10 protein-coding genes and 2 pseudogenes are annotated in these 9,472 nt (G+C 60.4%); 6 read left to right on the forward strand and 6 right to left on the reverse strand.

The window, feature by feature from the left end:
* Window positions 1-258: 258 nt before the first annotated feature.
* Window positions 259-1,398, reverse strand: a pseudogene (locus tag VGN72_01010) (IS630 family transposase).
* A gap of 532 nt (window positions 1,399-1,930) precedes the next feature.
* On the opposite strand from VGN72_01010, the gene VGN72_01015 reads away from it, so the two are divergent.
* Genes VGN72_01015 through VGN72_01025 form a run of 3 tightly spaced genes read left to right on the forward strand, consistent with a single transcriptional unit; the run spans window position 1,931 to window position 4,702 of the window.
* Complete coding sequence (locus VGN72_01015; GenBank protein ID HEV7297916.1) at window positions 1,931-3,043, forward strand: HigA family addiction module antitoxin; 1,113 nt, start codon at window positions 1,931-1,933, stop codon at window positions 3,041-3,043.
* Between the two features lie 16 nt (window positions 3,044-3,059).
* The gene (locus VGN72_01020; GenBank protein HEV7297917.1) at window positions 3,060-3,641 is read left to right on the forward strand and encodes a hypothetical protein; all 582 of its coding nucleotides are present in this window, start codon (window positions 3,060-3,062) and stop codon (window positions 3,639-3,641) included.
* 44 nt (window positions 3,642-3,685) lie between these two features.
* Window positions 3,686-4,702, forward strand: a complete 1,017-nt coding sequence (locus VGN72_01025; GenBank protein HEV7297918.1) for a hypothetical protein — start codon at window positions 3,686-3,688, stop codon at window positions 4,700-4,702.
* A gap of 5 nt (window positions 4,703-4,707) precedes the next feature.
* On the opposite strand, the pseudogene VGN72_01030 reads toward VGN72_01025, so the two are convergent.
* A pseudogene (locus VGN72_01030) lies at window positions 4,708-5,173 on the reverse strand (transposase).
* 252 nt (window positions 5,174-5,425) lie between these two features.
* On the opposite strand from VGN72_01030, the gene VGN72_01035 reads away from it, so the two are divergent.
* Together VGN72_01035 and VGN72_01040 are read left to right on the forward strand one after the other, a co-directional pair.
* Window positions 5,426-5,722, forward strand: a complete 297-nt coding sequence (locus VGN72_01035) for a hypothetical protein (protein HEV7297919.1) — start codon at window positions 5,426-5,428, stop codon at window positions 5,720-5,722.
* Window positions 5,723-6,115: 393 nt separating this feature from the next.
* Window positions 6,116-7,717, forward strand: coding sequence for a recombinase family protein (locus tag VGN72_01040; protein ID HEV7297920.1), 1,602 nt, complete (start codon window positions 6,116-6,118; stop codon window positions 7,715-7,717).
* Between the two features lie 22 nt (window positions 7,718-7,739).
* On the opposite strand, the gene VGN72_01045 is transcribed toward VGN72_01040, so the two are convergent.
* From VGN72_01045 to VGN72_01060, 4 genes are all read right to left on the reverse strand, one after another.
* On the reverse strand, window positions 7,740-8,000 hold the full coding sequence (locus VGN72_01045) for a hypothetical protein (GenBank protein HEV7297921.1): 261 nt from the start codon (window positions 7,998-8,000) through the stop codon (window positions 7,740-7,742).
* Between the two features lie 78 nt (window positions 8,001-8,078).
* Entirely contained in the window at window positions 8,079-8,201 is a 123-nt protein-coding gene (locus VGN72_01050; protein ID HEV7297922.1) for a hypothetical protein, read from the reverse strand.
* Entirely contained in the window at window positions 8,194-8,733 is a 540-nt protein-coding gene (locus tag VGN72_01055) for a hypothetical protein (GenBank protein ID HEV7297923.1), read from the reverse strand. Before VGN72_01055 ends, VGN72_01050 begins: the two co-directional genes overlap by 8 nt.
* Window positions 8,734-8,764: 31 nt before the next feature.
* Window positions 8,765-9,235: an HNH endonuclease gene (locus VGN72_01060; GenBank protein ID HEV7297924.1), complete on the reverse strand. Its 471-nt coding sequence runs from the start codon at window positions 9,233-9,235 to the stop codon at window positions 8,765-8,767.
* Between the two features lie 142 nt (window positions 9,236-9,377).
* Here VGN72_01060 and VGN72_01065 point away from each other — a divergent pair.
* Window positions 9,378-9,472, forward strand: a 95-nt coding sequence (locus VGN72_01065) for an IS5/IS1182 family transposase (GenBank protein ID HEV7297925.1), incomplete at its 3' end; no start/stop codon positions are given.

Genomic DNA, 9,472 nt, shown 5'->3' on the forward strand with positions numbered 1-9,472 from the left:
CCCCCCTTGGGGTGCGCCGCGTGGGACGGCAACAGCGTCCGCACGTCCTCCCACACCACGTCGGGCAACAGCTCCTTCATCATGACCTCCGTGTCGTTCCACAATGGTAGGCACGCACCGGTTGTGAAACAGGCTCTAAGCCGGCGAACTTATCGGACGTGGAAGCGTTCGCGGGGCACCGCACCGCCTGGGATTCAGGCGGCCCTGCGGACGTTCGAGCCTCTCCTCAGCCGGTTGGCGACGAGGTCTAGCGTTCTGTCACTGCTGCATTGACGGATACAGGCGTTTAAGTCGGACGCGGGCGTCGGCGGTGGTGAAGTGCCAGTCGGCGCGGCGGCGTGCGTGGTTTGGGGCGTTAGCCCAGGCCTGCACGCGTTCGTCCAGCGTGTTCCTGTCGGCGATCCGGTCGCCGAGGCACTGCCGGGCCATCACGCCCAGCTCGATCTCGGCCATGTTCAGCCACGACCCATGCTTGGGCGTGTGATGCACCTCCAGCCGCTCGGCCAGCCGCCGGGCCTCGGCCGGGTCGAACGCGTCGTACAGGCTGGCGACCGAGTGCATGTTCAGCTGGCGCCATCACCAACACCACGCGGTCGGCCGCGGGGTAGTGCTGGTCGAGCAGGTCCTTGATGAACCAGGCCCAGTCGCGACGCGTCCGCGACTCGGTCACGGCGACGTGCCGCACGCCGGCCAGCGGCTCGAACGCGACGAACAGGTTGGCCGTGCCGTTGCGGACGTACTCGCGGCCGACGCGGGCGGGCTCGCCCGGCCGCGCCGGCAGCGGCACGCGGATCTCGCCGATCAACTGCTTGCTCGCCCGCGTCCATGCAGACCAGCGGACGCCGCGGGTCGGCCGGACGCTTGTACGCCTCCAGCACGTCCTCCATCGCCGCGACGAACGCGCAGTCCCGCTCGGGCGGGATGCACCATATCTGCCGCAGCCAGGGCTTCAACTCGTTTTTTGAGGACGCGGCGGACCGTCTCGTAGCTGAGGCGATCGTCGTCGACGTGCCCGAGCACGACCATCCGGTCGGCCAGGAGCCGCAGCGTCCAGCGGTCGCGTCCACGGGGCGGGTTCGAACAGGCCAGGGCCACCAGCCGCGCCTCACCGTCGCCGTCGAGCCGGCGCTCGTACACGCGCGCCGACGGCCTGGGCGTCGGGGCCGCGGCGAGCCCCTCCTCGACGAACCGCTGCCGCACGCGCGCGACGGTCGCGACGCCGCACTCCAGCGCATCGGCCACCTCCGCGTCCGACGCGGCCGGACCGCCGCCGCCCTCGTCGCACTTGAGCAACACCCAGGCCCGGACCAGCGTCCGTGCCGCCGACCGACCGCGACGCGTCATCCCGTCGAGTTCCGACCGCTCTTCCGGCGTCAGCGTGACATGGTACTTCCTCAACACATTGGCCTCCTTGCAAGGAAATGCCAACACATTACTCGCTTCACGAGTCACGGAACACTAGCCGCTACCCCACGTGACCCTCGGACCTCCTCACCTAACGCCCACCGAATACTTCTTGACAACGATGCGGTCTGTGTTACCTTGTAGGTAACATGAGTGGACTTAGGCGGGTTACGATCAGGGAAGCGCATGGAGCTACACATAAGCGACAAGGACCTTCGCCGAACTCTCGCGGACGATGGGAAATTGAAACGCCAGTATGGCAAAGACATGGCGAGCAAATTGCGAATCAGGCTTGCGGTACTCCGTGGAGCACAGTCGCTAGCTGTTTTCTGGCCTCCTTTCTCGGGACCGGAGCGCTGTCACGAACTGAAGGGGCGCCTTGCGGGCGTATTCTCGATTGATTTGAAGCAACCATACCGGCTGTTGTTCAAGCCGCTCGAGGATTCCCCTCCAGTGGATCGTACTGACGAACTAAAGCGATGGAAGGAAATCACAGCAGTTGAGATCACGGCGATTGAGGATACCCATGGATAGTCGGGAACAGACATTATTCGAACCAGCTACTGCCGTTTATCCTGGCGAGGTGGTGTCCGAGTATCTCGAATACCACGGTTGGGCGCAGCGTGAACTTGCGCGACGTAGCGGACTTACACCGAAGACGATAAGCGAGATTTGCAGCGGAAATGCACCTATCACGCCACCAACGGCACTTGCCTTAGAGAAGGTTTTTCAGAGGCCCGCTCATCTTTGGCTTACCCTCCAATCGCATTTTGACGAGTTCGAAGCGAGACAGCGTCAACAGGTAAGCCAGAACAAGTGGACCGAATGGGTTCTTGAATTTCCGTTAAAAGATATGAAGCGATTGAAGTTTTCGGTGCCGAGTCGGCAATCCGACGTTGAGTCGCTACTGAATTTCTTCGGAGTGTCTTCGCCAGATAGTTGGCAGTCGGTGTGGGATGCCTCGGCGGTAGCTTATCGACAGACTCGTCAGTTTCGCACGAGCCAAGGAGCAATGGCAGCATGGGTGCGCGAAACCGAGATAGTTGCCATGGAACTCCAATTACGGGAGTTTGACGAACAGCTGTTGCGCTCATCGATAGGTGAAATGCGACAACTAACTTGCAAGCGTACAGATGAAATCATGGACCCGCTCCAGAGCATTTGCGCACGTGCGGGCGTCGCAGTAGTGCTTGTCCCTGCATTGCCTCAGACGGGCATTAGTGGGTGCTCTCGGTGGTTAGGGAATAGGGGAGGATTGATAGGGCTAACTATGCGTTACAAGACGGATGATCAGCTTTGGTTCACGTTTTTCCATGAGTTGGGACATTTGCTGTTGCATAGGAGAAAGCGTTCCTTCGTTCTAGATAATGCGGCCGAAACGTTGGATGACCGAGTAGTCGATCCGGAGATGGAAGCATTCGAGTCTGAAGCGAACGCGTTCGCGAGAGATGCCTTGATTCCTGCGAAGGAACTCAGCGAATTTATACGCAAAGGCGTTTTCACTAATGATTCGATCCACGACTTCGCACAGGATATCGGAGTTGGTCCTGGGATTGTGGTGGGGAGGTTGCAGCATGACCTCATTTTGGGACGGCATCAAGGAAATGCATTTAAGCAGAAGCTTAATTGGACGTTTTGATCAATGAGGAGAACAGATGGTTGGCAAGATATTCATTACTCGAAGTGGTTATGATCCGGAGAAGGGGAAGCACGTAAAGGATCCATATCTGGGCCCAAATCCGACGATGGGCGCTTGCCGCCCTGACATACGGAAGCAGCTCAAGATCGGCGACCATATTTTCGCGATTTCGGGCAAGCTGAAAGGTTCAAACCAGTTTGTGATGGGCGGATTTTCGATCGTGGAGAAGATCCCGGTACAGGAAGCATACGAACGGTTTCCCGAACAGAAGCTGCATACGCTCGAAGACGGTCAGCTCGCAGGTAACATTATTGTCGACCGGTCGGGCCGGCAGCTGAACATTGATACACATAAGCCCGAAACGATCGATCAACGTGTGAAAAACTACGTCGTGGGTGGTGATCCAATCTGCCTCGAAACCCCGAAGGAGATAATGCTGGGGCGGAATGAGACATTAGATGCACTGCGCGAAATTCTGAAGCGCAAGGGTGGCTCGCCATTTGAGGTCGTCGGGAGATACGGCACCCTGCTCACCGAAGAGCAAGTTGAAGGGCTGCGTACGTGGCTCGAAAGCATTAAGAAGCGAGCGATTGCATGAGTGCGGTGTGGTGGTCGCGAGTGAGTCCGCGAGAAAGGCAATCTATGAGCGCGCATGAACAGCGTACTGATCCGGTGCAAGACGCACGGCACCCTCGCGTCCCATCGATTAATAATCCCAACTCCTGCGTTTATGACGTTTGTCTTGATGATTTCGCAGGTGGTGTAGGACTTTGGGGGGCAGTTCCAGCCGGCTACGATACCACGCGACTTCCGATGGATCGTGGCATTCACGTCCACGCCAGAAGCACTAGAGGTAGGATCAAGCAGGTCGATAAAACGCACTCCGTTGTGCGCCTCATCGGCACGCGCTTGCCGAGAGATGGAATCGTCGTTTCTGAACTCGAAGCAATATATTTCATGGTGTCGACGGTATTTGGTATTGCTCCGCAGAACCTCGTCTGCCCAGCATGCGGCTCGCCCCATCTCGATCAAGACTGGTATTGCGTGCATCCTCATCTTGAACACGAGTGCGAGAAGTGTGGTACCAAATTTGAATCAACGGAACTGGCGGTGGGCAATCCCATCGTAACGGTGCGTGAACTCTGTGGTTTCCCTCAACAAACCATCGTGCGCTCGAATAAGCAGCTCGACATTTCGCAAAAGCAGTTCGGCAATGGCCTGTTGATATGGGGATCGAACCCAGCCTTTCTTTGGACAGGCGGTCATGCAGAGCAGGAAGGCATGCATGTTCACGTTTTTGGATCATCCACCGAAGCACCCGAGCTGGACGAGACGTTCGGCACTGTTCAGATTGATGGTGTCGAGGTTGATGCGCAGCTAGTTCGCCTCCACATGGCACAACAATCTCTTCCGTCCCTGCGTGGAAAGATTGCAGTCGTACATTGCCCCGAATGTTCGATTGCACAGGCCGATTCAGGTTCCGACGCGTACACGCCATCTATTTGCCGAGTGTGCTCGACCTGTGGTTGTCGGTTCAACGCCGAGCGTGAAGTAGTATCAAACCCAATTCTGACAACATTCGATCGATTAGCAGAATTTGCGCAGCAGGAGCCGCAACGTTATGTTCTCAACCTGCCGATTGTCCGTCCTGCTGCTTAGAGTCTCTAACAAAACGCCTGATGAAGTGTTCGCCAGCAGATGATCGCGCAGCCGAGCGTCAGGAACGCCTCATGAATGTCACGCCGCCGCTCCCACCGCACGCGCAACCGGCGGAACTGGTGCAGCCAGCTGATCGTCCGCTCGACCGGCCAACGCCACACGCCCAGCCCGCTGCCGTCGCGAGAAGTCGATGCGGTCGGCGTGCCGCAGCCTGGCCAGCAGCAGGCGGTGCAACGCGTCCCAGACGCCGGCCGACTGCCAGTCGCGCAGGCGTCGCCAGCAGGTCATGCCGCTGCACCCGATCTCGCGTGGCAGGTCGGCCCAGCCGATGCCGGTCTTGAGCACGAACAGGATGCCGGCCAGCGCGACGCGGTCGTCGACGGGCCGACGCCCGCCCCGCGGGCGGGACCGGTGTGCATGTAGCAGTGGCGAGATCTGATCCCAAAGCTCGTCCGTGAGCAGGTGTGCCATGGCGTCCTCCTTGACGAACCGACAGCTTGTATCGACACCGCCACGGCGCGAACGGACGTTTTGTTAGAGGCTTTAGCCGGTTCACGTCGTAGACTAGGCACCGGCCGCGGTGCCCGTCTCCGTTTTGGCGGACGTATAGGAGCGGATGCCGGTGCTTGTCCGTGGCACCGCCCACCACTTCCCTATTATGAGCCCAATGCACCCATCCACGTCATCTTCTCCGCCTGGATCGTCTGATACTTAGGCCTCGGCGTGTTGAGCGTGTTTCCGGAGACGCCCGCGGGGCGGGTGTTTGTGCCGCTCATCCATCTCAGCTTTGTCCTGATCTTCATGAGGGCGCAGCGGGCGGGCGGCGGGGATCTGTTTCCTGATCGCGATCGTGACGTTGGTCATGCAGCCCAACTTCATCTGGAAGCGAGACGCGTGCGGCGACCTAAGCCCCGCGTGCTGTCGTTCGAGATCCTCCGCATCGTGGCGGCGCTGCTGTACCTGGCCTTCTACCTCTCGCCGCAACGGGAACACTATTTGAACGCCCGCGCTAGTCGGTAGCGTATCCTCGGATGAAGCCGACCGAAGCGGCATGCCCCCCACTTCTGCTGCATCCGTTTGTCAGCCAATCCAGTGCGAGGGAGGGGATGGTGCTGTCGGTTTCGTAATTGTTCCTGCCCATCCACTTCTCCATCGTACCCGCGATACGCTGGCGGATTAGGTGGACGCGGCGATTCGGGAACCCTGGCATGTGCCAATAATGCGGCTACGACCTTCAAGCCACAACCGACCGCTGTCCCTAATGCAACAGGGTGCCGACTATCAGAACTCAGTTCATGCAGAGAGTGCCTAGATGAGGATAAGGTGGCTCTCAGATTATCGAGGGTACAACTTGATACGCGGCGGCACATTGACGTGTATGCGGGTCATGCACCCCTACCCGGAGGACCGCCGATGACCGCCACACCGTTCGCACCCGCCCTGCCACCACCGCCCCACCGTTCTAATGGCCCCACGGCCGGCATCGTGGCCGTCGGCTACCTGCGGCGCAGCACCGACCGCCAAGAGCAGTCGCTCCCCGACCAGCGCCAGGCCGTCGAGCACTACGCCGCCGCCCACGGCATGCAGATGAGCCGCTTCTACGTCGACGACGCGATCAGCGGCACCTCGACCGCCGCCCGCAAGGCGTTCCAGCAGATGATTGCCGACGCCCAGCTCCCCCACCGCCCGTTCACCGTCGTCGTCGTCTACGACGTCAAGCGCTTCGGCCGCGTCGACAACGACGAGGCCGGCTACTGGCGCCACCTGCTCCGGGCCGCCGGCGTGCAGGTCCGCTACGTCACCGAGAACTTCACCGGCGACGGCACCGACGACCTCCTGCGCCCCGTCAAGCAGTGGCAGGCCCGCCAGGAGAGCAAGGACCTGTCGAAGGTGACTATCCGGGGCCTGCTGACCCGCAGCACCACCGGCTGCTGGATGGGCGGCGCCCCGCCCTACGGCTACGACCTGCGCTACGCGACGCAGGCCGGCCAGTTCCTCGTCCGCGTGCGCTACGAGCCGGACGGGACAAAGCTGGCCATGGACGAGCCCGGCCAGACGATCTTCCGCACGATCACCAAGGGCGAGTCGCTGGCCGTCACCCGCCGCGACCGCTGCTGGCTCGTCCCGGGGCGTCCCGACCGGGCCGAGGCGGTGCGGCGGATCTTCGATTTGTACGCGGGCGGCCGCGGGTTCAAGCTCATCGCCTCGGCCCTGAACCGCGAGGGCGTGCCGCCGGCGCGGGGGCCGGGGTGGGCCCGGCGGTGCAGCGGGCTGTGGTCGCTGACGAGCGTGCGGGCGATCCTCGTGAACCCCGCCTACTGCGGGGACTTGGCGTGGAACCGCCGGACCGACGCCCGCTTCCACCGCATCGCGAACGGCGTCGCGGCCGAGCGGCACGTGACCGGACGGAGGCTGGAGGCCAACGCGCCGCAGGACTGGGTCGTCGTGCCCGACGCCCACCCGCCGCTGGTGCCGCGGGCGCTGTGGGAGTCGGCCAACCGGCGGATGGCCGCCGTGCCGGAATCGCATCGCCAGCGTGGGACGCACCCGCAGCAGCGGTCGGGCGTGACGGGGCCGAAGGCGAAGTTCCTGCTGTCGGGGCTGATCACGTGCGGGCGGTGCGGCGGGCGGTACGAGGGGATCACCCAGCGATTGCGGACGAAGGACCTGCACGGGAACACGAACAAGAGCTACTTCTACGCCTGCGGCAATGCGATCCGCCGGGGGCCGGGCGTCTGCACGTTCGGGCAGGTGTCGCGGGACGGGCTGGAGCGGGCGGTCGTGGCCGCAGTCGTGAGGTTCTACGACGAGCGGTACGGCGGGTCGCTGGCGAAGATCCGGCGGGCGATCGAGGCGATGCTCGGGGAGGATCGCACGCGTGCCGCAGCGACCCAGGGCGAATTGAGTCTGCGGCTGGCGAAGGTTGAAGGGACAGTGCGGAACCTGCTGGACAACATCACGGCGGCGAACCGGGCGATGGTCGATAGGCGGCTGGTTGAGCTGGCGGCTGGTTGAGCTGGCGGCCGAGCAGGAGGAACTACGCCAGCAGCTCGAGGCGGCGGACCGGCTGGCGGTGACCGACGAGCAGGTACGTGAGGCGGCCGTCGCTGCACATCGGTCGATCGGGGCCCTCGCAGCCGTCTTGGACAACTTCGCGGCGCCGGGGGATGAGCACCTGCGACGGGCCGCGATCGCCTCGGCTGTCCGACGTGTGGATCTCGCGGCCGACGGTAGCGGTGCAACCGTTTGTGCTGCCACGTTGCCCGAGACCGCCGAACGGCAGTTCCCCATGACTCATGTTAAGTTGCAGTTAACACTGACTTAGGCGTTTAACTCAGTCCGGTTCTGAGGCTACTGGAGCAATCCAACCGACACGTCAGTCACACCCTCGACCTTGGTCCGCCAACAGCATGACCAAGCGGAACCAAGGCTCGGCGTTGCGCGGCACCGGCCACTGGTGGGAACCGCCCGTCTCGACCGATAGGAGCAGACTACTCATGAAGCGTTTTAGTTAAGGTCCCATTGCGAAATTGGCATCGGAGAAGGTGTTCTTCGTCCCATCTCGCTTGCACCGATATTGTGAAGAAAGACTGCGTTTCTTCACCCTCGTTGCCCGCGAGCTTGTTGGCCTTCTCCTCGCTCATTCGTTTTCGAAGTGCCTCGTACAATGGCGTAGCCATTCTGTTTCGCGGTCGCAGATCGAGGGAAACAACTTGGACTAGATTCCACAACTCATCCGGCTCAACCGGCGCTTTCCATCTCTTCGCATCCTGAATCAATTCCGACTCTAATACATTCGATATCTTCTGTTGTAAATCCATAAACTGCTGCAGCGACTGCCAGTGAAAGGAATTGATAGCAAACTTCCCTTGGCGGAACTTACCGTTCGGCTCATCCGGCAAGACGCTAAGGACGAGTTGAGCCCTGCCCTTCGGGAACAATAGCGGATTAAGAACAGGCGATACCAGCATGCCAACCACATCCCCATCGGAGTCAGGGCCATCTACAAAACGAAGTTCGAACAAATCCATAATGGGCTCCATTCAGTAGTTCTTCTGTTCGCTATTTGTACTTTCGATTGTTCAGTATCTGCCAGAACGAAACGCCACCTGTATGACGATTGTCGGCGTGATTCTTGTCCTCAACGGACTCCATTATGCCAAGAATTTCATGGTGATGCCATGTTCGGCCGCTGAACATGCCATTGCCAACAGACGCTGTCGCGTCGGTCATCAGGTCACCCAGCCAGTCAGGGTTCGTCTGCATAGAAATTAGCGTCTTGCTCAAATTGAACGCGTCAGAGAATAAGGATGCATAGGTGGCTAACTTGTAATCCTTGGAGCGCGCTCCGGTGTAAGGGATGAAGGTGCTTGGAATGTCGCTATCTATGTTCTTTACTCCATCCGGCAGAAACTTTGTCGCTTTGATCTTGCGATCATATTCCGCTGCTTCGAGGTCCGCAGCCCCACCCTCTAGACCTGCAAGATACTTCGCAACCTTGTGTACTTTGAGGGCTAGCTTTCCCCTGTCCACAGTGCTCTTATAAGCTTTCTCGAATACCAGCCATTCGTACAGGTAATAGCCTATAGCCAGCAGATGCCGGTGGCCTTGAGTTGGGGGCAAATCCCTAGAGCATGTTATGGACTTTTCCTTCGCGTGGCGCTGAACTTAGGGGATGGCAAGGAAGCCTTACCCCAGCGACGTCTCGGATGAAGAGTGGGATTTTGTGGTCGCATACCTCACGCTGATGACCCACGATGCTCCGCAGCG

This window comes from Tepidisphaeraceae bacterium, assembly GCA_035998445.1.
In the GTDB taxonomy this organism is placed as follows: Bacteria; Planctomycetota; Phycisphaerae; order Tepidisphaerales; family Tepidisphaeraceae; genus DASYHQ01.

What these genes read in the sequence shown, in the direction of transcription:
- VGN72_01025 (HEV7297918.1), top strand. Translation starts at nt 3,686, where the DNA reads ATGAGCGCGCATGAACAGCGTACTGATCCGGTGCAAGACGCACGGCAC.
- VGN72_01045 (HEV7297921.1), bottom strand. Translation starts at nt 8,000, where the DNA reads ATGAGTCATGGGGAACTGCCGTTCGGCGGTCTCGGGCAACGTGGCAGC.
- VGN72_01040 (HEV7297920.1), top strand. Translation starts at nt 6,116, where the DNA reads ATGACCGCCACACCGTTCGCACCCGCCCTGCCACCACCGCCCCACCGT.
- VGN72_01020 (HEV7297917.1), top strand. Translation starts at nt 3,060, where the DNA reads ATGGTTGGCAAGATATTCATTACTCGAAGTGGTTATGATCCGGAGAAG.
- VGN72_01050 (HEV7297922.1), bottom strand. Translation starts at nt 8,201, where the DNA reads ATGAGTAGTCTGCTCCTATCGGTCGAGACGGGCGGTTCCCACCAGTGG.
- VGN72_01015 (HEV7297916.1), top strand. Translation starts at nt 1,931, where the DNA reads ATGGATAGTCGGGAACAGACATTATTCGAACCAGCTACTGCCGTTTAT.
- VGN72_01055 (HEV7297923.1), bottom strand. Translation starts at nt 8,733, where the DNA reads ATGGATTTGTTCGAACTTCGTTTTGTAGATGGCCCTGACTCCGATGGG.